This window comes from Bradyrhizobium sp. USDA 3262, assembly GCF_054060035.1.
Map to the genome: position 1 here is coordinate 6,410,423 of NZ_JBSSCT010000001.1, position 24,749 is coordinate 6,435,171.

The window sequence follows — 24,749 nt, forward strand, 5'->3', positions numbered from 1 at the left end:
CGTCCCATCAGCCGTCGTGGGTGTATTGTTGGCCGAGCAGCCATCCGGTGAGAATGCCGCCAGGTCCGCTGGCATAGACCGCACTTAGGCCGACACCGGCGCGCAGCATCCGCCATTCATGCTCGCCGACCCAGGGAATGCCGGGATCACCCTTCTGATATTGCGACAGCAGCGTTCGGGCGACCTCCGCGGCATTGGCGTAGATCGGGCCGTTCGCCCAGCGGGGCCGCGGTAGGCCTGTCATGCGGCAGTAGAGCGCCGTGCAGACATAAGCGGACGCCTCCTCCGCATTACCGTCAAGGCCGGTCCGCAGCAGATCGTAAGCCGCATGCAAGGCCTCGTGGACGATATAGGCCTCGTCCATTCGCCCCGTCGCCGACACGACCTCCAACGTATTCGCCGCGACGACCGTACCGTCCGCTCGGGTTCGCGCGACGTCGTTATATTGTGCCGCAACATTTGCCGCGAGGTCGGTCGGAACTCTGACGCTGACCTGTCCCAACCGGATCGCGCGAGCGACGTGATGGAACGTTTGCGGTGCAATAGTCACGTGGCTGCCACGGATCGGAAACCGGAAGCGAATACGCGCGACCGCCGGGCCATTGAGTACGTCTAGCACCCTGCTCCGAAGTGACATCGGATCGTCCTTGCTGTTGACACTGCTCCACGAATGGTGGTCGGCGTTTCCGGTTGGGAGGTTCAGTTGAACCCGGCCCCGCCCGGACCAGACAAATCGGAGACTGGCTTTGACTCGGAGGGCGGACCCGTGACGACCACCAACCCGACCACGACCGACACTTACCGGAAGATCGCGGCGCGGCTGACCATGCTCCGGCCACAGATCGATCTGTCGAAATATTTCGCGGGGCCGAATCCCAATGTCCGCCTCTATGACGAGAAGGCCTATATCCGACGCCAATTGGAGAAGTATGGCGTCGCGGCCGCGACGAGCACGCTCGACGGCGTCACGTTCCTGCCCAAGGACTGGGAAGACCTGATCAAGACGCTGCGCGTTGCCAAGACGTCGGACGGATTCGACGCGTTCGCCGAAGGCAAAAGCCCGGAGAAGCCGTCGCATTGGGCCCTCGACCTGTCGATGGCAGCCACAATCGGCAAGGGATTCCGGGAGATCTGGCGCCCAAAGCTATCCGACCGGCCGCTCTCTACGCGAGACCTTCCGGGCCGGCACGGCTTCGGGCTGGGGCGCGGTCGAGGGCAATGGAGCGACGACTATAGTGCGCAGTTCGGCAAGGACCCGCAGCCGCAAGACATCACGTCGCTGCATTTCGCGGTAGCGCCCGACCGGGTCAATGTTCATATCGACGAGACGGGCTTCGTGTTCGAGGGCGCGGACGGCGCCCTCACGGTCGGACCGAATTTCGGGCACCACGCCGTCAATGAACTGTTCTGGAAGAGCAATCCCCATCTGCCGCGCTGGGCGATCGATCACATCGACCTGATCCTGCCGAACAGCGCCAATGATTTTTCGCGATTTGGCGTTTCGGTCGACCTGTATCAACGCAAGGACTTGCGCGTCACCGTCACCGGCTCCTGCGGCATTTTCGGGGGATTCGAGTGCTCGGGAACGTTAAGCGTCAGTGGGACGCACGATCTGCTTGGCTCCAAGCCGAAAGGCGCGCGCTGACGATCGCATTTCTGGGACCAGGTAGTGGCAACCTCATGCCCTTCGATGGATCTCACTGTGGTGAGGTCAGCCGGCCGTTCTGCCCATGTGCCTTGCAAGCGTGGCGAAGCGCATCGCCGACACCGCCAGAGGTCCCGCCGCCGCCGGCAGGCTCTGTTGCGGGCGAAGGATTGTGGAGCGCGGCCAAGGCCGGCTTCAAGGCCGGGTTAAAGGAGGCTCTTAAGGCCGAGAACATCGCTGCGATGATCCCCGATCTGGTCCTTATGGTGGCTGACAAGGTCGCGGCCAGAGAGGCACTCAAGAACATTCAAGTCAAGTTCATCAAGGAGGGATTTGCAAAGGGCGTTGCAGCGGGCGTCATGGGTTGGTCCGAGGAGGAGGTTGCATCAAATCTGATGAACCGCATCACCGCGTTCAGAGTTCAAGGCCTGGAAGATCCAGCCGGCATCCTGACGCGCGCGACCATTCTGCAAGTTGCCGAAGCGTACGAAAACTATGCGGTGGTGATCGGATTTCAGTTCAGCTCTGCCAAAGACCTGAAATGGAAGCGCGAGATGGTCGCCAAGGGCTCCAAGATTCTGCATCAGTATGGATATTATTTCGGAACCGACCCGCAGGCGCTGTTTGAGTACGAATTCATCGACAAGCTTGCCTGGACGCTTCAGCCGACCACCAACGCGATAGTTGAACCCGCAATACGCCACTGAAAACGACCATATTGCTGGTGATTAATCATGCCGCAATTGAAAGACAAAGTCGGTCGGTTTGCCGCGACGGGTCGCAGCTGCCAGAACTGGAAGCAGGACCAGGAGCTGGTCATCTCGCTGCTCAACAAGATCGCCATTTCCGACGGCGGTGCCGAGACCACGCTCAAACCGCAAATGGTCGTGACGGGTCACGCCAGCGACAGCCTCTACAACTCGATTCTGTATTTCCAGCAAAAGAACTTCCCGGGCACGCCGGACGGCTATATACGGCCCGGCGGACCAACATTCACTCGGCTCGTCGACCTCGCGACCAAGGCAGCCGCCAAGCCTCCTCCTCCCAAGGGTCAATGGGATGGGATCACGACGCCATCCGTCGATGCCGCACTTCGCAAGGGTTTGCTCGGCGATTCCAGGCTGGATTACGCGGAAGTGGTCGATATCATCAGGGCGACCGTCGCGGACGGCATGGTCACCGCATTCGAGCTGGACGACCTGACCACCATTGCAAACACCTCCAGAACGCTTTCTCCGACCTCGAAGAAGCTCATCACGCTCTTCGTCGGCGACGAAAAGAAGAAGTGGCTCGGGGTTGGTCCGTACGACCTCAGCTCGGATCAAAAGAAGCTCGCCGCCGAGATGGTCTGCGATTTCCTCAAGAACACGAGGACCACATTCTTTCCGAAGCTCGACCCGCACCGCGTCGGGATAGGCATTCTCAGGCGAATTGCGAAGCCGAGCCTCATCGATCAGGATCAGGCGAGCATGTGCGGCCCTTCCGCGCTGATGTTCAGCTACGCATCCGACAAGCCGGGACAATATGCGCGGTTCGCCATCGACCTGTACCAGAAGGGGCAGGCGAACCTCGGCCGCCTGCTGATCAAGCCGGGAAAGGACGTGAAGAACTACACGCCGCCCTACTCGCTGGACCACGTCGATTGGCTGACTTGCGCCTCCATTCGCGATTCCGAAAACTGGTTCCTCGATTTTGACGACACCGGCAGAATAAGCGATGCCGCGGGGATCACCTTGCCGAGCGAAATGGAGCAATGGTTCCGCAAGGCCGGATACCAGGACGTGCGCGAGGAGACCAATCTGAAATTCAGCAAAGGCCTCGACAGCGTCAACGAAGCCAACGCCCTGCTTGCCGGTGGATATCGCGTATGCCTGTTCATAAGCGCCAACATGATCGAATACGACGACCAGTCGAACGAAGGCTCCGTGTTGACGCGGCACTGGGTCGTCTTGCGTGACAGGATACAAGTGTCGAACGGAAACGTGACGACAACGATCTTCACATGGGGCAAGGGAGACTACGCGATCCCGCATCCGGGCAAGGGTGGCGCCCAGAAGCCTCTCTCAATTGGGGACTTCCTTATGAATTATTACGGCTACGTTGCTGCCAAGGCGTGAGTGGTGAACGGGCGCCCTCACCACGCGTTGAGGAATCACTTGGCACTCACGACCATCGATCGTCGGAGATCCTGCTGCTCCACACAAAAAGATGCCGTGCCCGAAGGACACGGCAAGTTTCAGGGAGGATGAACCGGCCGACTTCCGGTGCATGCCTGAGACCCCGGCCCCATCGTCGGTCAGGGCGCAATCTGAAAATCAGCGGCCGCTCAACGCGGTGGTCACCATTTCAATGCGGCCGTGCGCACGGGATGATCCCAGAGCGCTGTGGACTCGCTGTCGAGCAGGCTCACGGTGAGCGAGCAGCCCGCCATGTCCAGCGACGTGACGTAGTTGCCGACCAGCGAACGGGCGATGCGCAGGCCCCGCTCCTCGAGCATCCGGCGCGCCGCGTTGTACATCAGATAGAGCTCGATCGTCGGCGTGCCGCCGAAGCCGTTGACGAGAAGCAGCGCCTCGGTACCGGCGCGCGCGCCAAGATCATCGGCGATCGCGGTGATCATCTCGGCGGCGATGGCATCGGCCTGCGCGAGCTTGACGCGGCGGCGGCCCGGCTCGCCATGAATGCCGACCCCCATCTCCATCTCGTCTTCACCAAGTGCAAATGTCGGCGTGCCCGCAGCCGGGACGGTGCAGCTGGTCAGCGCAACGCCCATCGAGCGCGTCTGTGCGTTGATGCGCTCGCCGAGCGCCACGCAGGAGGCGAGATCGGCGCCTCTCTCAGCGGCGGCGCCGACGATCTTCTCGACAATCAACGTGCCGGCCACGCCGCGCCGTCCGATGCTGTAGGTCGACTTCTCGACCGCGACATCGTCATCGGTCACGATGGTGGCGGTGCGGCCCTCGGCGATCTCGGCCGCCATCTCGAAATTCATGCGGTCGCCGGCGTAATTCTTGACGATGAACAGGACGCCGGCATCGCCCGCGACCGCCTGTGCGGCTTCGACGATCTGGTCCGGCGTCGGCGAAGTGAACACCTGACCGGGACATGCGGCATCCAGCATGCCGTAGCCGACGAAGCCCGCATGCAGCGGCTCGTGCCCGCTGCCGCCGCCCGAGACCAGCGCGACCTTCTTGCCGTTCAGCTCGCGGCGGCGAACGAATTTGCGCTCGGCGCCCAGCACGACCAGATCGGCGTGCGCGGCCGCGAAACCGTCGAGGCTTTCGCCGAGCACGTTGTCGACCGCATTGATGAACTTCTTCATGGTGTCCTCCCGCCTCGTTCGTTCGGCGTTTTCGCCTATTTTTTCCCGCATGATGCCAATCAGGCGCCGTGTGAACTCCTGCAGCAGCGTGTCGAGCTCGGCATTGCGCTTGGCGCTGCCGAGATCCGGCAGATGGAGCGTCAGCGTCCGCTCATGCGAGCCTTCGCTCAGCCGGCCGACGCGGCGCGGATGTGCGCGCGCATAGGCGCGAAGGAAGGCGCTCTTCGCCTGTGGCGGGAAGTGGCAGACATCGAAGATCGTGTTGAGATGTTGCACCGGGATCGGCACCGGATAGGCCGGGTTGCTGATCTGGCTGACGAAGCTGCGGTTCTTTCCCATGGCATGGGCGAGCCGCAGCCGCATGCCGGACGGGCGGCTCTCGAGCACCTCCTTGAAGATGCGCTTGTAGACCGCAACCGCGCCGGCTTCGGGCGCTTCATCGGCCGCCGTGTCAGCCAACGCTGCCTCCGCTGCTCAGCCGGTCGATGGTGTGCTTGATCTGCGCCAGCGCCGAGGGGTTCACGGACAATTCGCGCAGTCCGCAATTCAGCAATGCGGGCAGGCAGCGCGGATCACCGGCCATGTCGCCGCACAGGCTGACACTGATGCCGGCGCGGCGGCCGTGCTCCGCGGTCCGCGCGATCAGTTCGAGCACTGCGGGATGCAGAGGGTCCATCAAGGGGGCGAGAGCTCCGTTGGAACGATCGCAGGCCAGGACATATTGCGCGAGATCGTTCGAGCCGATCGAGAAGAAGGCGGCCTTGAAGCTAGATACCGCGAGGGCCGCCGCCGGGACTTCGACCATGATTCCCAGCTCGGGAAGCATTGCGGCAATGCCGTCCGCCTGCAAGCGCTGCACGATATCGGCGAACAGCTTCCGTCCCGCCTCGAGCTCATCCGCCGAGGTGACCATCGGGAACATGACCTTGAGATTGCCACGCACCGCCGCGCGTGCCAGCGCGCGGAGCTGGACGGCAAAAATCTCAGGCCGGGCGAGGCACAGGCGCAGACCGCGCACCCCGAGGAACGGATTGGTTTCGCCGTCCATCGTGAAGCCCGGCACCGGCTTGTCACCTCCCGCGTCAAACGTGCGGATGGTGACGGGCCGCTGGCCGGCCCAGCGCAACACCGCGTCATAGGCCTGGAATTGGGTCTCCTCGTCCGGCACGCTCCGGCCGGCGAGCAGGAATTCAGTCCGCATCAGGCCGATGCCGTCGGCATATTGCGCGTCGGCATGCTCGAGATCCTCGACGCGCTGGATGTTGATGAAGAGCTTGATCCGCTCGCCGCGCCAGGAGGCTGTCGGCCGCCGCAGGATCGCGCGCGCGGATGCTCTGCTCTTGAGATGGCTGTCGCGCCGCTTCTCGAAAGTGCGGACCTGTTCGGCGTTGGGATCGAGCTCCAGCGTCGCGCCTTCGCCGTCGAGCAGCGCCGTGGTGCCGATGTCCGGAATGGAACCGAGCTGCACCACCATCGGGATGCCGCGCGCCCGCGCCAGCATCGCGACATGGCTGGTCGGGCTTCCGCGCAACAGCGCCAGGCCACCGCCGCCGGACCAGTCAATCTCGAGGAATCGCGATGGCGGCAAATCGTCGGCGCAGACCACGCCCCCACTCGGGATCTTCAGCGGCTGCCCCTGGTCGCCACGCAGAATGTGGACCACGCGGTCGCGCAAATCCGCAAGATCGGAGGAACGCGCTTTCAGATAGTCGTCCGGTGCGGAATTGTAGTCGGCGATGTGCGCGTCGAGCGTCGAACGCCATGCGATATCGGCTGGACGTCCCTCGCCGATCGACGCGAAGATCGCCTCGATCAAATCCTCATCCTCCAGCAGCGCAACCTGGAATTCGAGAATCTGCGCGGCTTCGCCGCCGGCGCTGGCGGCAAGATCCGCGATCTGGCCACTCGCGACGTCGATCGCATTGCGCAAGGCCAGCGCTTCCTCGACCAGTGTGCCGGCCACACGCTCGCCGGCCGCGCCCGCGTCGACACGGACGAACGGACCATGGGCAAAGCCGATCGAGGCGGTCCTGCCGCGGTAGGCCAGCCCTGCAGCGCCGCCCTGCATGCTATGGTGCTCCGTCCGGGAAATCGCTTGCGATCAGATCGACCAACGCCGCGACCGCAGCCTCGGCATCGCTGCCGGAGGCCTTGATCTCGATCGTGCTGCCGTGTGCCGCGCGCATTGCCATGATCTTGGCCACGCTCTTGGCATTGATCCATTCAGGCGCGCCCGCGACCCGCACCGAGATCTGAGCCTGGAATTTCTTGGCGAGCTTGGTCAGCTTGACCGCGGGGCGCGCGTGCATGCCAACCGCGTGCACCAACCGCACATTGCCGGTGAAGATCTGTTCGTCCGCTTTATCAAGCATGCTCGTCATCCATCATCGCTTCGCCGCCGCCTCAGTCGGCAGAGAGTTCCTCGGCCACGGCCCTGACCTCGGCCAACGAGCTGCCGCCCGCAGCTTCGGTCGCCGCCATGACGGCGCCCTCGACGATCGGCGCGTTGCAGACGACAACGAGGTCACGCCGCGCCGGCTCCAACATCTCGACCGCCATTTCGCTGTTCGTCTCGGCGCCGCCGAGGTCGACAAGCACAGCAACGCCTTTTGACGACCAGGCGTCGTTGATGGCGTCGATGATCAACGGCACGCTGGTGCCGAGACCACCGTCGGGATTGCCGCCGCAGAAGGCGACCTTGACCTCGCTGCCGACCATTTGCCGGACCATGTCTGCGGTTCCCTTGGCGATATCCCGGGAATGCGAGACGATCACGATCCCTACGGTGTCGGTCATTGCCGCGCCTCCAGGCCAGTGCATACAGCCTGCAGCAGAACGCAACTCGATCGTGCCCCGGGATCGACATGACCGACGCTGCGCGCGCCGAGGAACGACGCCCGGCCCTTGGTGGCTTGCATCGGCACCGTGCGCTCGACCGCTTCAGCCGCGGTGGTGCGCACCCGCGCAATCAGATCGGGTTGGCCGGCGCCGGCCTTCAGTGTCTCCAGCACCGGCACGAGCACGTCGAGCATCGTCTTCTCGCCGGCCTGCGAGCGGCCGCGCGCGCTCACCGCGTCCACTCCGCTGCCGAACACGTCGGCGAGATCATCAGGCAAATGCTTGTCTTGCGACAGCGCCTCGCCCGCGGCGAGAAAGAAGCTGCCATAGAGCGGGCCGGAGGCGCCGCCAACCGTCATGACCAGGGTCTTGCCGATCGTCTTGAATGCCTCGTTGAGCGGCTGCGCCGAGATGGCATCGAGCTTGCCGAGCACGGCCTCGAAGCCGCGTTTCATGTTGGTCCCGTGGTCGCCGTCGCCGATCGCCTGATCCAGACTCGTGAGCTCCGGCGCGCTGGCGATGACCTGCTCGGCGGCCGCCTTGAGCAGCGACTTGAATGTCTCGGGTTGCACAGACATCTATCTGAACCTCTCGCTCCTCTATTGAACCATCGCGCCGATACGTTGCCCCGCACGGTCGAAACACAGCGGCCGCACCAGTTGCAATTCAACCTCCTGGCCGGCCCGCAGCGGCTGATGCGGATCCGCCAGCGTCACCAGTGTTTCGCCCTTATAGTCGAGGTGGACGTGATTCTGCTCGCCGAGATGCTCGACGCGATGCACCCGGCCGACCATCCGCCCGCCGTTGCGCGCGGCGATCTGGAGGTGCTCGGTGCGGATGCCGACCGTCTCGGTTTCCGGCGGTATCGCCACATCGGACAGCAGCCGTGCGGGCAGGAAATTGATCTGGGGCGTCCCGAGCCGCGACGCGACATAGCTGCTGGATGGATTTTCGTAGATCTCCCTCGGCGTGCCGAGCTGAAGCAGCCGGCCGTCCTTGATCACGCCGATCCTCGATGCCATCGTCATGGCTTCGACCTGATCGTGGGTCACATACAAGATGGTCGCGCCGAGCTCGAGCTGGATCCGCTTCAGCTCGAGGCGAAGCTCGGCGCGAAGCTTTGCATCCAGCGACGACAGCGGCTCGTCCATCAGATAGATCGAGGGATCGCGCACCAGCGCGCGGCCGATCGCGACCCGCTGCATCTCACCTCCCGACAGGCGGGTGGCGCGATTATTCAGCTTGCTGGCGATATGCAGGAGCTCCGCGGTCTGCTCGACACGCCTGCGGATCAGCGGCTCCGGCACGCGCCGCGCCGGAGAGCGCAGCGGGAACGCGAGGTTGTCATAGACCGACAAATGCGGATACAGCGAATATTGCTGGAACACGAATGCGATGTCCCGTGCACCCGGCGGCTCAAACGTCACGTCGCGCCCCCCGATCATGACCGAACCGGCGTCGGGGCTCTCGAGCCCGGTAATCAGTCGCAGCGTCGTGGTCTTGCCGGCACCGCTCGGCCCGAGCAGGACGAGGAATTCGCCGTCGTTCACCGTCAGCGAAAGGTCGCGTACCGCCTCCACTGCGCCGAAGCGCTTGCTGATATTGCGCAAGCTGACGTCAACCATGGCGCACGCCCTCCTCGCCGGCAGTCCTGATTGCAAGGCCGCTGCCAGCATCGAACAGTGAGAGCCGAACGGAGTTGAATTCGAGGCCGACCGTCTCTCCGATTCGCACCGAGGCGCTCGACGGCAGCCGCGCCGCGAGCCGCCCATACGCCGTGTCGATGGTGACGATCTGCGTCGTGCCGAGATATTCCGCGCCGAACACCTCGCCACGAACGGATCCGGCGTCGGTGAATCGAATATGCTCCGGGCGAACCCCGAGCGCCAGCGCAGCGCTGGCGCGGTCCTCGCGGATCTCGGGCACCGCGAGCCTGGCGTCGTGGAAATTGATCGCCCGGTCACCAGATCGCAGGCCGCTCTCGAAGCGCAGGAAGTTCATCGGCGGCGAGCCGATGAAGTCCGCGACGAACATGCTGGCGGGCCGGTCGTAAACCTCCTGCGGCGTACCGATCTGTTCCACCCCCCCCTTGTTCATGATCGCGATCTGGTCGGCCATCGACATCGCCTCGAGCTGGTCGTGGGTGACATAGACCGTGGTCGCCTTGATGCGATCGTGCAGGTCGCGCAGCTCGCCGCACATCAGATGACGAAACTCGGCGTCGAGCGCGCCCAGCGGCTCGTCCATCAGGAAGGCTTTCGGGCGCCGCACCATGGCACGCCCGAGCGCGACGCGCTGGCGGTCGCCGCCGGAGAGCTTTGATGTCTTGCTCGACAGCAGATGCTCGATCCGCAGCATCCGCGCGGTCTCCTGCACCCGCTCACGAATCTCGGGCCGCGCCATGCCCTGGCACTTCAGCGGGAAGCCGATGTTCTGCCCGACATTCATATGCGGATAGAGCGCGAACAGCTGGAACACGAACGCGATGTCACGGGCGGCGGCACGGTGGAACGTGACGTCCTCCCCGTCGAGCAGGATCTTGCCCTCGGTCGGCAGCTCGAGGCCGGCAATCATGCGCAGAGTGGTGGTCTTGCCGCAGCCGGAGGGACCGAGCAACGCGAAGAAGGTGCCGTCGTCGATGGTGAAGCTCGACCCTTCCACCGCGGTGAACTGATCGAACGACTTGCGAAGATCTTCGATGCGGATCTGAGCCATGGCCCTATTCCGGAAAGTGGCTGACGACGACGAAGCCGACCGTGCCGGCGAGAATCGTCACGAATGAATAGCTGTACAGATCGATCGAGAAAGGCTGCACCAGCATGAAGATGCCGCCTCCGATCAGGATCATCGCAACGGCCTCCCAACGCCCGCGGCTGAACAAGCGATGCACTGTCCTCTTGGTCCCCTTGGCAACAACAGAACCGCTCATTTGCGCACCGCTCCGAAGGTGATGCCGCGCAGCAGATGCTTGCGGAGCAGCACGGTGAACATGACGATCGGGACGACGAACAGTGTGGTCGCGGCGGCAACCGCGGGCCAGTCCTGCCCGCCCTCACCGATGATGAAAGGGATGAAGGGCGGCATGGTCTGCGCCTCGCCGCTGGTCAGCAGAACCGCGAAGGCGTATTCGTTCCAGGAGAAGATCAGGCAGAAGATCGCGGTCGCCGCAATCCCGGTGACGGCCTGCGGCAGCACCACCTTGCGCAGCGCCTGCAGTCGCGTGTAGCCGTCGACGAGGGCCGCCTCCTCGTACTCGCGCGGGATCTCGTCGATGAACCCCTTGAGCAGCCAGACCGCGAGCGAGACGTTCACGGCGGTATAGAGCAGGATCATTCCGAGCCTGGTGTCGGTCAGGTTGAGCTGCCGGTACATCAGATAGATCGGGATCGCGACCGCGACCGGCGGCATCATCCGCGTCGAGAGAATGAAGAACAGGAGATCGTCGGCCAGCGGAATGCGGAAGCGCGAGAAGGCGTAGGCCGCGAGCGTACCGAGGAAGACGGCGAGGAAGGTCGAACCGAACCCGATGATCAGCGAGTTGACGAAGCGCGGGACGACTTTGGACGGTCCGGCAATGACCATGTCATGCTTGCGGACGAGCTTGTCATACCAGGTCTCCGGCGGCGGCAACTTGGCGATGAAATCAGGTGTCTGGCGGGTGCGCACCGTGAACAGGTTGACATAACCTTCGAGCGTCGGCTCGAAGATCACCTTGGGCGGATAGGCGATGGCATCGCTTTGCGACTTGAAGGCGGTGGCAACGATCCAGGCTAGCGGCAGGATCGTGATCAACGCATAGAGGATGACGAGAGCACCAGCGAATGCCTTGGTGCGCGGCGAGGCCTCGACGATCGAGTGCGCGCTGGATCTGGCCAGGACGGATTTGGCGACGGCAGCGGTCATCGTTGCTTCACCTTGTTGAGCGCTTTGACGTAGATGTTGGCGGCACCGAACACGGTCACGAACAGAATGATGGCGAGCGCGGAGGAATAGCCGGTCCGCCACTTCTCGAATGCCGCGCGCTTGAGTGTGATCGACACGAGCTCGGTGGTCGACCCCGGCCCTCCCGAGGTCAGCAGGTTGACCATGTCGAACATCTTGAAGTTCTCGATCGCGCGAAACAGTACCGCCAGCATCAGGAACGGCACCGTCATCGGCAGCGTGATCGACCAGAACTGCCGCCAGGCCGAGGCACGATCGACTTCAGCCGCCTCGTAGATATAATCCGGGATCGAGCGCAGCCCGGCGAGACAGATCAGCATCACGTATGGCGCCCACATCCAGGTGTCGACGAGCACGATGGTCCATGGCGCGAGCGCGACCTGCCCTGTCATGCTGAAAGAGCTCGGCGGCACACCGGTGAACAAGCTGATCAGATAGTTGAACGGGCCGATCTGCGGCTGCAGCAGCAGCGTCCAGAAATTGCCGACAACCGCCGGCGACAGCATCATCGGCAGCAGGATGATCGTGGTCCAGAAACTGTGGCCGCGGAATTGACGGTTGATCAGAAGCGCGAGTCCAAAGCCGACCACGACCTGCAGGGCGACCGAGCAGATCACGAATTGCGCCGTGGTCTGGAGCCGGAACCAGACGTCCTCGTCGTTCAGTATGTCGCTGAAATTGTCGAGCCCGACAAACCGCAGCGGCAGATAGGACATGCTGAGGTTGAGGCTGGTGAAGGACAGCCGGATCATCCAGACCAGCGGAAAGATGTTGATCGCGAGCAGCAGCGCAATCGTCGGCGCGACGAACAGCCACGCGATGGTCCGGTCGGACAGACCATGGACGCGGCGCGCGGCGCGCGATTTGGCGGGTTCGCTCACGCCGGGGATCGTAGCATGGTCGGGTTGCAGGATCGTCGTCATCTTGTCCATCGGCTGGGCTGGTTCGGCTTCCCCGAGGCTGACCTCGGGGAAGCCAGTTCAGTTTGGGACGCGGAGTTCGGCCTATTGTGAGGAGGCGACTTCCTTGCCCTGTTCCTTGAACACCTTGGTCCAGTCCTTGACCAGGAGATCGAGCGCCTGCTGCGCCGTGCCCTTGTCGGCGACGACGTAGTCATGCACCCGCTTCTGCATATCAAGCAGCAGCTGGGCGTAGGACGGCTCGGCCCAGAAGTCCTTGACGATGCCCATCGACTCCAGGAATTGCGGCGCGAACGCCGCGCTCTTCGGGAAGTCCGGCGCGTCAACCACCGCCTTGAGCGCCGAGTAGCCGCCGATCTGCCACCATTTCTGCTGCACGGCGGGCTGCGCGAACCACTTGATATAGGCGAGCGCGTCGTCCTTGCGGTCGGAGGTCGCAACCACCGAGATGCCCTGTCCGCCGAGTTGGGTGAAGTGCCCGTTCGGGCCGGCCGGATTGACGAAGAAGCCGATCTTGTCGCCGCCGACATTCGGATCCTTGTAGAGGCCGGGGAAGAAGGCGAACCAGTTCATCTGCATCGCCACCTGGCCCGACTTGAAGGCATCGAGCCCTTCCTGCATGTAGGCGTTGGTCATGCCCGGCGCGGTGCAGCACTTGTAGAGCTCCTTGTAGAACTCGAGCCCCTTGGCCGCCTCGGCGGAATTGACGATGCCCTGCATCTGGTACGGCTTCTTCGGATTGTCGTAGCTGAAGCCGTAATTGTAGAGCACGTTGGTCACGCCCATCGTGATGCCTTCGGAGCCGCGCTCGGTGAAGATGTAGGCGCCATAGACCTTCTTGCCGTCGATCTCGCGGCCCTGGAAGAACTCCGCGATCTGCTTCAACTCGTCATAGGTTTTCGGCGGTGCCAGATCACGACCGTACTTGGCCTTGAAAGCCGACTGAATGTCGGGCCGCGAGAACCAGTCCTTGCGGTAGGTCCAACCCACGGCGTCGGCCATCGCCGGCAGCGCCCAGTAGTTCGGCGTGTTCTTCGGCCACTGCGAGTAGCCGACGACGGTCGCCGGGACGAAGTCGTCCATCGAGATCTTCTCCTTGGCGAAGAAGTCGTTGAGCTTGACGTACCACTTGTTCTCGGCGGCGCCGCCGATCCACTGGCTGTCGCCGATGATCAGGTCGCAGAGCTTGCCGTGGGAGTTGAGCTCGTTGAGGAAGCGATCCGCGTAGCTCGTCCAGGGGACAAACTCGTACTTCATCTCGATGCCGGATTGCTTGGTGAAATCCTTGCCGAGTTCGACCAGCGCGTTGGCCGGATCCCATGCCGCCCAGCACAGCGTGAGCTGCTTACCCTGGGCCGCAGCTTCGCCTCCGCCAAATATCCCCAGCAGCGCCGCCCCGAGAACCGTGGTGGCCGCCGAGCTTCTCAGCCAATTGAATGTTCGCATATCCGTTTCCTCTCTCGTTGAAGCATCCAACCCGCTCGGCGCGCTCTGCCGGAGCGACGCCAAGACCCTGAAACCGAGTTTGAGGAGCGACGAGTGAAGGACGAGACGGACCGTTGCCGGAGACGGCTCCGGCATTGGCTTGGGCTCCTCCTGCACATCGGCGCTCGATGCGCGATGTTTAGTTTTTTGTATTACTAAACGTAGTACTAAAATTTTTGAGCCGTCAAGCCGGTTCTCGCGACCCCGGCGAAAATATTCGCGACGCTCGCACGGGCAAGCGCCGACGTTTGCAATGCAACAAAATGTCCGGGATTTGCAGCGGATGTGGCGGACCACGCTTGCCGATCTGGTCCGGCCGACGCAATTCGGCCCGTCCCGACAACAGGAAAGCCGGAAGGTTAGCCACAGCCGGTATGTTTAGTACGCTACTTTACTGAACGTTCAACAAGAGATTGAGAGCGCAAGCAGCCTCGCCGGCAATGTCTTACAGCAACGCGTGTGGATCGAGATACCTGATCAGAGTTCCGCCGGCACCATCTGCTCCGACTTCGAAAGCGCCCGTTGAGTACTGTCCCAGGAGAGCGATATGAGCTGTGTGGGCACCATCGCTTATGCTGAGCATTCCCCCGTCGCCCGCCGCATTTGCGGCATAACTGGCCGTCGTTCCTGCACCTGACAGAATATCGGCCAGGTCGAGTTGATCGTCCGCGTTTAGACCGACGATGGACCCCGTGAAATTGACGGAATGATCGAGCTTCAGCGTTCCGATGGCATCAAAGTCAAACTTTACGTCGGTTGATGCCATGTTGCGCAGTTCGAGCGTTGCGGTGCCACTAATCTGCGCCGCGCCCCCGCTGACATCGTGATTGGCAATGATATTGCCGCCGTTAGCCCAGAGCAGACCGGAGTTGGTGACCGCGCTGTCGATCACCAAACCGCCGGGGCCGGTCGCCTCCAGGGTACCGGAATTGATGACCGCGTTCTCTCCGGTATCGATCTCCAGCGCATTGGCCCCGGTCGCGACGATCGTACTTTGGTTGATCAGCGTCATCGTGCCCGCGCCGAGCTGACCGGCGCCGGAAATCGTATTGTCGACGTTCGTCAGCGTCACATCGGAAACCGCACCGCTGACGACATTTCCGATGTTGTCGGACAACAGCATTTGACCGCCGCCTTCAAGCGATATGCCGTGCTCGATGAGCCGCAGGTCGGTCTCACTGCCGGTCGAACTCAGCGAAATTGTTCCTGTATTGTGGATGATGCCGGACAACGGCAGGATTGCGCCATCGCTGATGGTCATCGTGACAGAGTTCTCGACCACGGGTGTCTGATCGAATACGAAGTCGTCGGCCGAGAGCGAGCCGGCGTCGATACCGTCCAATGTGATTGTTTGACCATCACCCAGCGTGATCACGGCATTTCCCGCCGCGTTATTTGCTGTATGCGCCTGGATATCGGCGAACGCCGTGAACTCGGCGTAGCCGATCAAGTCAATCTTGTCGTACATCAGATCGAAGCTGTAGACGACATCGTGTCCGATCGGCTGCGAGAACACGAGCAGATCGTGGCCGCCCGAGGCGGTGAGATTATCATCGCCGGAGATGGCAAAAATCGGATTGCCCGGTGCGTAAGCTTCGACGTTGTCGAGAACGGTTGCTCTTCCGGTGCTGCCGTCGGCATTTATCCAGGTCTCCGTGACATTGAGCACCAGCGCGCCGGCGTAGGACGACGGCGTTGTTACGGTCAGCGAACCGACGTCATTGGTCACCACCGTCCACGAACCGTCTGAATTGTGTGTTCCTCCGCTGATGGTCCAATCGGATGGAGCCCCCGCTATGGTGAGGGACACCTCGCCGTGGTTTCCGGTGGGATCGGCCAAACCTAGGTTGATGGGTTCTCCCGCGACGCCCGCCGGTGCCTTATGAGTCTGGGAGGACGAATTTCCCACAGCATCGGTTATCGTCACCGTTATGGAGTCGTTTTGAATGGTCGCTCCATTGTCGATACTGTTGAAGGTCCAAGTCGTGCCATTCTTGGTGATCGACTGCCACGTCAAGTCTCGATTTTGCGTGTTGTCGAAAATCCTGAAAGTGGCATTTGGATCGTCGATCCCGGTTACGACGATGCGCTTGTTCGAACCGCCCGACGTTACGTAGGACCAACTCGTGAAAGTCGGTTCCTGGCGGTCGATGGAGACGGTGTCAGATCCCGCGCCGCCGAGATTGCCGGCGGCGTCGGTGTAGCTGCCCGCAGTCACCGACACCGATCCAGTTGCGGCAACGCCATCGGTTGCCGTGAAGGTGGCATGGTAGTGCGTGGTATCGTCCTGGATCAGGCCGCTGATCGTGCCATTGGTCGTCGTAATGTCGGCGGCCGTGAAGCTCGCACCCGGCGCCTCGCTGAAGGTGAAGGTCACGTTCGAGCTCGGCGTGCCATCGCTCAACGACGTGGCGACGATGTCGACCGTAACGGTCGGGTTGAGCCGATCGATGGACACAGTGTCAGACCCGGCGCCGCCGAGATTGCCGGCCGCGTCGGTGTAGCTGCCCGCCGTCACCGACACCGATCCCGGAGCAGAGACGCCGTCGGTTGCGGTGAAGGTCGCATGGTAATGCGTGGTATCGTCCTGGGTCAGGCCGCTGATCGTGCCATTGGTCGTCGCAATGTCGGCGGCCGTGAAGCTGGCCCCCGGCGCCTCGCTGAAGGTGAAAGTCACGTTCGAGCTCGGCGTGCCATCGCTCAAGGACGTGGCGACGATGTCGACTGCAACGGTCGGGTTGAGCCGATCGATGGCGACCGTGTCAGACCCGGCACCACCGAGATTGCCGGCGGCGTCGGTGTAGCTGCCCGCCGTCACCGACACCGATCCGGCGGCAGAGACGCCATCGGTTGCCGTGAAGGTGGCATGGTAATGCGTGGTATCGTCCTGAGTCAGGCCGCTGATCGTGCCGTTGGTCGTCGCAATGTCGGCGGCCGTGAAGCTGGCGCCCGGCGCCTCGCTGAAGGTGAAGGTCACGTTCGAGCTCGGCGTGCCGTCGCTCAGCGACGTGGCGACGATGTCGACTGCAACGGTCGGGTTGAGCCGATCGATGGCGACCGTGTCAGACCCGGCACCACCGAGATTGCCGGCGGCGTCGGTGTAGCTGCCCGCCGTCACCGACACCGATCCGGCGGCAGAGACGCCATCGGTTGCCGTGAAGGTGGCATGGTAATGCGTGGTATCGTCCTGAGTCAGGCCGCTGATCGTGCCGTTGGTCGTCGCAATGTCGGCGGCCGTGAAGCTGGCGCCCGGCGCCTCGCTGAAGGTGAAGGTCACGTTCGAGCTCGGCGTGCCGTCGCTCAGCGACGTGGCGACGATGTCGACCGCAACGGTCGGCGGTGTCGTGTCGATAATTTGCGCAGTGGCTGTCCCGGCTCCGACCACCAGATGCTCGAAGTTTCCGCCTTCGGTCCCCGTGATCGTCGCGGTCAAACTCGACGAGTTGGGGGTGCTAACGACCAGTGTGCCCGTGGTCTGGCCGTTGGCGATGGTGATGTCGCCCTGATCGGTATGCACCGTGGTGACGCCTTGCGAGGCGTTCGACAGCGTCGCCGTGAACGTGATGGTTGGATCATGGTCGGTCACGTTCGACGTGGAGAGGTTGACTGCCGCATCCGTGACGGTGTCATTGACATGGGCCGTCGCCGCCCCGGTCCCCACCACCAGGTTCTCGAAGTTGCCGCCCTCGGTGCCGGTGATGTTGGCTGTCCGTGACGATGCATCCTGATAGACGTCCTCGCCATTGCCCGAGGCGATCACCAGCGTTCCGGTGGTCTGGCCGTTCGCGATCGTAATGTCGCCCTGGTCGGTGTGCACCGTGGTGATGCCCTCCGAGGCGTTCGACAGCGTCGCCGTGAAGGTGTAGTTCGCGACTGCTCCTTCCAGCACCGTCGAGGCACTCAGGTTGACCGTCGCGTCCGTGATGGTGTCGTTGACCTGAGCCGTCGCTGCCCCAGTGCCGACTACCAAGTGCTCAAAATTGCCGCCCTCGGTCCCGGTGATGTTGGCGATCAGCTGGCTGGCGTCGTTGTAGACGTCCTCGCCATTGCCCGAGGCGATCACCAGCGTTCCGGTGGTCTGACCGTTCGCGATCGTAATGTCGCCCTGGTCGGTATGCACCGTGGTAACGCCTTCCGAGGCGTTCGACAGCGTCGCCGTGAACGTGTAGTTCGCGACCGCACCCTCCAGCACCGTCGAGGCGCTGAGGTTGACCGTCGCATCGGTGACGGTGTCGTCGACATGCGCCGTCGCCGTCGCCGTCCCGACCACCAGATGCTCGAAGTTGCCGCCCTCGGTTCCCGTGATGTTGGCGGTCAGCTGGCTGGCGTCGTTGTAGACGTCCTCGCCATTGCCCGAGGCGATCACCAGCGTTCCGGTGGTCTGGCCGTTCGCGATCGTAATGTCGCCCTGGTCGGTGTGCACCGTGGTAACGCCTTCCGAGGCGTTCGACAGCGTCGCCGTGAAGGTGTAGTTGGCGACGGCGCCCTCGAACACCGTCGAGGCGGTCAGGTTGACCGTCGCGTCGGTGATGGTGTCATTGACCTGCGCCGTCGCAGATCCGGTGCCGACGACGAGGTTCTCGAAGTTGCCGCCCTCGGTCCCGGTGATGTTGGCGATCAGGGTGCTGGCGTCCTTGTAGACATCCTCGCCGTTGTTGGCGTCGAGAGCCAGCGCGCCGACCGTCTGGCCGTCCGCAATCGTGATGTCGCCACGATCGGTGTGGATCGTGGTAATACCTTCCGAAGCGTTCGACAGCGTCGCCGTGAACACGTACTGCGCCGACGCCCCCTCGTTCTGCGTCGAGGCGCTGAGGTTGACCGTCGCATCGGTGACGGTGTCGTCGACATGCGCCGTCGCCGTCGCAGTCCCGACCACCAGATGCTCGAAGTTGCCGCCCTCGGTGCCGGTGATGTTGGCGATCAGCTGGCTGGCGTCGTTGTAGACGTCCTCGCCATTGCCCGAAGCGATCACCAGCGTTCCGGTGGTCTGACCGTTGGCAATACTGATGTCGCCCTGGTCGGTATGCACCGTGGTGATGCCCTCCGAGGCGTTCGACAGCGTTGCCGTGAACGTGTAGTTGGCGACCGCGCCCTCGAACACCGTCGAGGCAGTCAGGTTGACCGTCGCGTCCGTAATGGTGTCGTCGACATGCGCCGTCGCAGATCCGGTGCCGACGACGAGGTTCTCGAAGTTGCCGCCCTCGGTCCCGGTGATGTTGGCGATCAGCTGGCTGGCATCGTTGTAGACGTCCTCGCCATTGCCCGAGGCGATCACCAGCGTTCCGGTGGTCTGGCCGTTCGCGATCGTAATGTCGCCCTGGTCGGTGTGCACCGTGGTAACGCCTTCCGAGGCGTTCGACAGCGTCGCCGTGAAGGTGTAGTTGGCGACTGCTCCTTCCAGCACCGTCGAGGCACTCAGGTTGACCGTCGCGTCCGTGATGGTGTCGTTGACCTGAGCCGTCGCTGCCCCAGTGCCGACTACCAAGTGCTCAAAATTGCCGCCCTCGGTCCCGGTGATGTTGGCGATCAGCTGGCTGGCGTCGTTGTAGACGTCCTCGCCATTGCCCGAGGCGATCACCAGCGTTCCGGTGGTCTGGCCGTTCGCGATCGTAATGTCGCCCTGGTCGGTGTGCACCGTGGTGATGCCCTCCGAGGCGTTCGACAGCGTCGCCGTGAAGGTGTAGTTCGCGACCGCACCCTCCAGCACCGTCGAGGCGCTGAGGTTGACCGTCGCATCGGTGACGGTGTCGTCGACATGCGCCGTCGCCGTCGCCGTCCCGACCACCAGATGCTCGAAGTTGCCGCCCTCGGTTCCCGTGATGTTGGCGGTCAGCTGGCTGGCGTCGTTGTAGACGTCCTCGCCATTGCCCGAGGCGATCACCAGCGTTCCGGTGGTCTGGCCGTTCGCGATCGTAATGTCGCCCTGGTCGGTGTGCACCGTGGTAACGCCTTCCGAGGCGTTCGACAGCGTCGCGGTGAAGGTGTAGTTCGCAACGGCGCCCTCCAGCACGGTGGAGGCGCTGAGGTTCACCGTGGCATCGGTGACGGTGTCGTCGACATGCGCCGTCGCCGTCGCGGTCCCGACCACCAGGTTCTCGAAGTTGCCGCCCTCGGTTCCCGTGATGGTCGCGGTCAGACTCGTGGCGTCGTTGTAGACGTCGTCGCCATTGCCCGAGGCGATCACCAGCGTCCCGGTGGTCTGGCCGTTGGCGATGGTGATATCGCCCTGGTCGGTATGCACCGTGGTGACGCCCTCCGATGCGTTCGACAGCGTCGCCGTGAAGGTGTAGTTCGCGACCGCCCCCTCCAGCACCGTCGAAGCGCTCAGGTTCACCGTGGCATCGGTGACGGTGTCGTCGACTTGCGCCGTCGCCGAACCGGTCCCGACCACCAAATTCTCGAAGTTACCGCCCTCGGTCCCGGTGATGTTGGCCGTCAGGCTGCTGGCGTCGTTGTAGACGTCCTCGCCATTGCCCGAGGCGATCACCAGCGTTCCGGTGGTCTGGCCGTTCGCGATCGTAATGTCGCCCTGGTCGGTGTGCACCGTGGTGACGCCTTCCGAGGCGTTCGACAGCGTCGCGGTGAAGGTGTAGTTCGCGACCGCGCCCTCCAGCACCGTCGAGGCGGTCAGGTTGACCGTGGCATCGGTGACGGTGTCGTCGACATGGGCGGTCGCCGTCCCGGTGCCGACCACCAGGTGCTCAAAATTGCCGCCCGAGGTTCCGGTAATCGTCGCAGTCAGCTGGCTGGCATCCTTGTAGACGTCCTCGCCGTTGCCCGCAGCAATCGTCAGCGTGCCCGTGGTCTGGCCGTCGGCAATCGTGATCACGCCGTTGTCGGTCGTGATCGTGGTCACGCCCTGCGATGCATTCGACAGCGTTGCCGTGAACACGTAGCTCGACGCCGGCCCCTCAAGCTGCGTCGACGCAGTCAGATTGACGGTAGCATCGGTAGTCGTATCGTTGACCTGTGCCGTCGCCGTGCCGGCGCCGACCACCAGGTGCTCGAAATTACCGCCCGAGGTTCCCGTGATCGTTGCGGTCAGACTCGTGGCGTCGTTGTAAACGTCCTCGCCATTGCCCGAGGCAATCGTCAGCGTGCCCGTGGTCTGGCCGTCGGCAATCGTGATCACGCCCTGGTCGGTCGTGATCGTGGTCACGCCCTGCGAGGCATTCGACAGCGTCGCCGTGAACACGTAGCTCGATGCCGGCCCCTCAAGCTGCGTCGACGCAGTCAGATTGACGGTGGCATCGGTAGTCGTATCGTTGACCTGTGCCGTCGCCGCGCCGGTGCCGACCACCAGGTGCTCAAAATTACCGCCCGAGGTTCCCGTGATCGTTGCGGTCAGACTCTTGGCGTCGTTGTAAACGTCCTCGCCATTGCCCGCGGCAATCGTCAGCGTGCCCGTGGTCTGGCCGTCGGCAATCGTGATCACGCCCTGGTCGGTCGTGATCGTGGTCACGCCCTGCGAGGCGTTCGACAGCGTCGCCGTGAACACGTAGCTCGACGCCGGCCCCTCAAGCTGCGTCGACGCGCTCAGATTGACCGTGGCATCAGTGATGGTGTCGTTGACCTGCGCCGTCGCCGCCCCGGTGCCGACCACCAAATGCTCGAAATTGCCGCCCGACGTTCCCGTGATGGTAGCCGTCAGGCTGCTGGCGTCTTTGTAGACATCCTCGCCGTTGCCCGAGGCAATCGTCAGCGTGCCCGTGGTCTGGCCGTCGGCAATCGTGATCACGCCCTCGTCGGTTGTGATCGTGGTCACGCCTTGCGAGGCATTCGACAGCGTCGCCGTGAACACGTAGCTCGACGCCGGCCCCTCAAGCTGCGTCGACGCAGTCAGATTAACCGTGGCATCCGTAGTCGTGTCGTTGACCTGCGCCGTCGCCGTCCCGGTGCCGACCACCAAATGCTCGAAGTTGCCGCCCGACGATCCCGTGATCGTAGCCGTCAGGCTGCTGGCGTCTTTGTAGACATCCTCGCCATTGCCCGAGGCAACCGTCAGCGTGCCCGTAGTCTGCCCGTCGGCAATCGTGATCACACCCTGATCGGTCGTGATCGTGGTCACGCCCTGCGATGCATTCGACAGCGTTGCCGTGAACACGTAACTCGACGCCGGCCCCTCAAGCTGCGTCGACGCAGTCAGATTGACCGTGGCATCCGTAGTCGTGTCGTTGACCTGTGCCGTCGCCGTGCCGGTGCCGACCACAAGGTGTTCGAAATTGCCGCCCGAGGTTCCCGTGATGTTGGCGGTCAGCGACGATGCATCCTTGTAGACGTCCTCGCCGTTGCCCGCGGCAACCGTCAGCGTGCCCGTGGTCTGGCCGTCGGCAATCGTGATCACGCCCTTGTCGGTTGTGATCGTGGTCACGCCCTGCGATGCATTCGACAGCGTTGCCGTGAACACGTAGTTTGCTGCCGCGCCCTCCAGCACCGTCGACGCGCTCAGATTGACGGAGGCATCAGTGATGGTGTCGTTGACCTGCGCCGTCGCCAGCCCGGTGCCGACCACCAAATGCTCGAAGTTGCCGCCCGACGTTCCCGTGATCGCAGCCGTCAGGCTGCTGGCGTCTTTGTAGACATCCTCGCCATTGCCCGCGGCAATGGTCAGCGTGCCCGTGGTCTGTCCGTCGGCAATCGTGATCACGCCCTTGTCGGTCGTGATCGTGGTCGTTCCCTGGGAGGCATTCGACAGCGTCGCCGTGAACACGTAGTTGGCAGCAGCACCTTCCAGCTGCGTCGACGCGCTCAGATTGACCGTGGTATCCGTGATGGTGTCGTTGACATGGGCCGTCGCTGTCGTCGCGCCGACCACCAGGTTCTCTAAACTGCCGCCCGACGTCCCGGTGATTGTCGCCGTCAGCGACGAAGCATCCTTGTAGACGTCCTCGCCATTCCCCGCGGCGATCGTCAGCGTGCCCGTGGTCTGGCCGTCGGCAATCGTGATCACGCCCTTGTCGGTGGTGATCGTGGTCACTCCCTGGGACGCATGATCCAGGGTCGCTGTGAACACATAGCTCGCCGTCGGCCCTTCAAGCTGGGTGGACGCACTCAGATCGACCCTTGTCGTGCCTTCGGCATTAAGCACGACAATCTGTTCGATGCCTGTAATCTTGAGATCGAGCGTCTTGAAGGTATAGGTCGAGCTGTCGGCCTGTCCAGTTTGCGCGCTGATGTGCTGCGGAAGCCAAACGTTCCTGACATACGCAATCTCTGCCGAGATGGCGGCGTCGTTCAACTGGGTCGGACTCAGCCAAATCTGCAGAGTGTCGATATCCGGCGTAGACCCGGCTTTGCCGAGCTGCACCGCGCCATTACCCCCGTCATAGGAGTCATAGCCTTGGAATGCATTGCCTGCGACCACGGTCTGATTGGAAACCGTACCGAGGACCGTCTGATCCGTTCCCGACCAGACAGTCCCGCCGCTCAATGAAAAGCCGGCACTCGTGACGGAGTAGGTCCCACCCAAGACGTACTGATTCTCAAAACCCTTGTAGATCAGGGTATCCGTCCCCGATCCGCCAAGAACGGTGTCAAAGCCGCTGCCGCCGTTAAGGATGTCATCTCCGGAGCCACCATTGAGACGATCATTGCCGGCGCCGCCGGACAGCGCGTCATCGCCGGAGCCGCCGACTAGATTGTCGCTGCCGGAAGTGCCCGTGAGGATGGTGGTGCCACTGGCGCTTGCCATTGATGATGCTCCAAAATGTCGTGGTCCAAAATTCGCGCGTGAGTATGAATTCAGGTATTTTATGAACCAGATGCCGTAACGGTTTCGAACTTTGCAGGCGTCGATTGACAGGGTGACAATGAGCTGGCGCCGTCGCAGGGCACATCAAACAAAGCGTGCCGCGCAATCACCGGCAGCGCCTTCGCCCTCGGCGCAACATTTGTCCAAGACGGGCTCGAAACTGGCCGGCCGATCAGAAGCGATCGGCAGCCCTCCGGCTCGCCGCTAAAGAAACAAGAATTCAGGAATCCCAGAGGGCGCGATTCAAACTCGGCCTTCCGAATGAAGCTGACGCGACCCAATACACACTCCTCAAACTCTGCGGACACAGAGCAGGTGTGATTGCAGTCGAAAATCAATTCACCGTGCTATGAACGCTCGTTCAAGGAAATGAGGCGAGCATTTTGACCGGCAAGAAATTGCAACTTCCGCGATGTGCCGGTCTGCCTTGCTGTGAAAGACTCCGAACGCACTAACCTGTCCACTTCCGGTGCGGCCCTGCATTCCGCACGCGTTGAAAAATTCTCTTGTTCTTAAAGTCGTTGGCTTTGTCGAAGTCTCTGCCTGCACTACCCCTAGGTCCGGCAGAAGCTCCCGAGCTAAAAATTGGTTCAAACATGCCGAAAATTTGCGCATCCGTCTAGAGCCGGGGAGGATGCGCGTTCTTAACCATTAATGGCACCGCGCCAATGGGTTACCTGGTCGCGAGAATAGTTCCGTATCCCGGGAAACTACGGTCGTCCTTTCTGACGGGATTACATGCTGAATTGACCTGACGTTCGAAAAAGCAACGCTTGTTCGCTGGGCCTGAGGCGATCCAGTTCATTCGAATGGCGTCTTGCAAGGGCGACCGCGGGAGTTGTTTGA

The 24,749-nt window shown here is 62.7% G+C and carries 16 protein-coding genes; 3 read left to right on the forward strand and 13 right to left on the reverse strand.

The annotated features are described in order from the left end of the window. Positions 1–7: 7 nt before the first annotated feature. On the reverse strand, positions 8–364 hold the full coding sequence (locus ACVWYP_RS30175; protein ID WP_304495853.1) for a hypothetical protein: 357 nt from the start codon (positions 362–364) through the stop codon (positions 8–10). Positions 365–766: 402 nt separating this feature from the next. Here ACVWYP_RS30175 and ACVWYP_RS30180 point away from each other — a divergent pair, with 402 nt between their 5' ends. The 3 genes from ACVWYP_RS30180 to ACVWYP_RS30190 all read left to right on the forward strand — a co-directional run bounded on the left by ACVWYP_RS30180 (position 767) and on the right by ACVWYP_RS30190 (position 3,762). Continuing rightward, positions 767–1,645 carry a hypothetical protein gene (locus tag ACVWYP_RS30180; protein WP_304495854.1) on the forward strand — a complete coding sequence of 293 codons (879 nt, stop codon included), beginning with the start codon at positions 767–769 and terminating at the stop codon, positions 1,643–1,645. Positions 1,646–1,680: 35 nt separating this feature from the next. Next, complete coding sequence (locus ACVWYP_RS30185) at positions 1,681–2,352, forward strand: hypothetical protein (RefSeq protein ID WP_304495855.1); 672 nt, start codon at positions 1,681–1,683, stop codon at positions 2,350–2,352. 174 nt (positions 2,353–2,526) lie between these two features. After that, complete coding sequence (locus tag ACVWYP_RS30190; RefSeq protein WP_304495856.1) at positions 2,527–3,762, forward strand: hypothetical protein; 1,236 nt, start codon at positions 2,527–2,529, stop codon at positions 3,760–3,762. A gap of 221 nt (positions 3,763–3,983) precedes the next feature. Here ACVWYP_RS30190 and dhaK read toward each other — a convergent pair whose 3' ends face one another. The 12 genes from dhaK to ACVWYP_RS30250 all read right to left on the reverse strand — a co-directional run bounded on the left by dhaK (position 3,984) and on the right by ACVWYP_RS30250 (position 23,843). Further along, positions 3,984–4,967, reverse strand: a complete 984-nt coding sequence (gene dhaK / locus ACVWYP_RS30195; RefSeq protein ID WP_304495857.1) for a dihydroxyacetone kinase subunit DhaK — start codon at positions 4,965–4,967, stop codon at positions 3,984–3,986. Between the two features lie 451 nt (positions 4,968–5,418). Then, entirely contained in the window at positions 5,419–7,035 is a 1,617-nt protein-coding gene (ptsP, locus tag ACVWYP_RS30200; protein WP_304495858.1) for a phosphoenolpyruvate--protein phosphotransferase, read from the reverse strand. Between the two features lies 1 nt (position 7,036). Continuing rightward, positions 7,037–7,339 carry an HPr family phosphocarrier protein gene (locus tag ACVWYP_RS30205; RefSeq protein ID WP_063607060.1) on the reverse strand — a complete coding sequence of 101 codons (303 nt, stop codon included), beginning with the start codon at positions 7,337–7,339 and terminating at the stop codon, positions 7,037–7,039. A 31-nt stretch (positions 7,340–7,370) separates the two neighbouring features. Next, positions 7,371–7,763, reverse strand: coding sequence for a dihydroxyacetone kinase phosphoryl donor subunit DhaM (gene dhaM / locus ACVWYP_RS30210; RefSeq protein WP_304495859.1), 393 nt, complete (start codon positions 7,761–7,763; stop codon positions 7,371–7,373). Then, positions 7,760–8,383, reverse strand: coding sequence for a dihydroxyacetone kinase subunit DhaL (dhaL, locus tag ACVWYP_RS30215; RefSeq protein WP_304495860.1), 624 nt, complete (start codon positions 8,381–8,383; stop codon positions 7,760–7,762). Before dhaL ends, dhaM begins: the two co-directional genes overlap by 4 nt. A 21-nt stretch (positions 8,384–8,404) precedes the next feature. Continuing rightward, positions 8,405–9,430: an ABC transporter ATP-binding protein gene (locus ACVWYP_RS30220; RefSeq protein WP_304495861.1), complete on the reverse strand. Its 1,026-nt coding sequence runs from the start codon at positions 9,428–9,430 to the stop codon at positions 8,405–8,407. Continuing rightward, positions 9,423–10,520 (reverse strand): ABC transporter ATP-binding protein, encoded by a 1,098-nt coding sequence (locus ACVWYP_RS30225; RefSeq protein WP_304495862.1) that lies wholly within the window; start codon positions 10,518–10,520, stop codon positions 9,423–9,425. Before ACVWYP_RS30225 ends, ACVWYP_RS30220 begins: the two co-directional genes overlap by 8 nt. Before the next feature lie 4 nt (positions 10,521–10,524). Continuing rightward, positions 10,525–10,734, reverse strand: coding sequence for a hypothetical protein (locus ACVWYP_RS30230; protein ID WP_304495863.1), 210 nt, complete (start codon positions 10,732–10,734; stop codon positions 10,525–10,527). Continuing rightward, positions 10,731–11,708: a carbohydrate ABC transporter permease gene (locus ACVWYP_RS30235; RefSeq protein ID WP_304495864.1), complete on the reverse strand. Its 978-nt coding sequence runs from the start codon at positions 11,706–11,708 to the stop codon at positions 10,731–10,733. The genes ACVWYP_RS30230 and ACVWYP_RS30235 overlap by 4 nt, the downstream gene beginning before the upstream one ends. Continuing rightward, positions 11,705–12,679, reverse strand: coding sequence for a carbohydrate ABC transporter permease (locus ACVWYP_RS30240; RefSeq protein ID WP_155258372.1), 975 nt, complete (start codon positions 12,677–12,679; stop codon positions 11,705–11,707). Before ACVWYP_RS30240 ends, ACVWYP_RS30235 begins: the two co-directional genes overlap by 4 nt. Positions 12,680–12,751: 72 nt before the next feature. Continuing rightward, complete coding sequence (locus ACVWYP_RS30245; protein ID WP_304495865.1) at positions 12,752–14,113, reverse strand: ABC transporter substrate-binding protein; 1,362 nt, start codon at positions 14,111–14,113, stop codon at positions 12,752–12,754. Between the two features lie 484 nt (positions 14,114–14,597). Then, positions 14,598–23,843 (reverse strand): immunoglobulin-like domain-containing protein, encoded by a 9,246-nt coding sequence (locus ACVWYP_RS30250; protein WP_456684235.1) that lies wholly within the window; start codon positions 23,841–23,843, stop codon positions 14,598–14,600. Positions 23,844–24,749 lie beyond the last annotated feature (906 nt).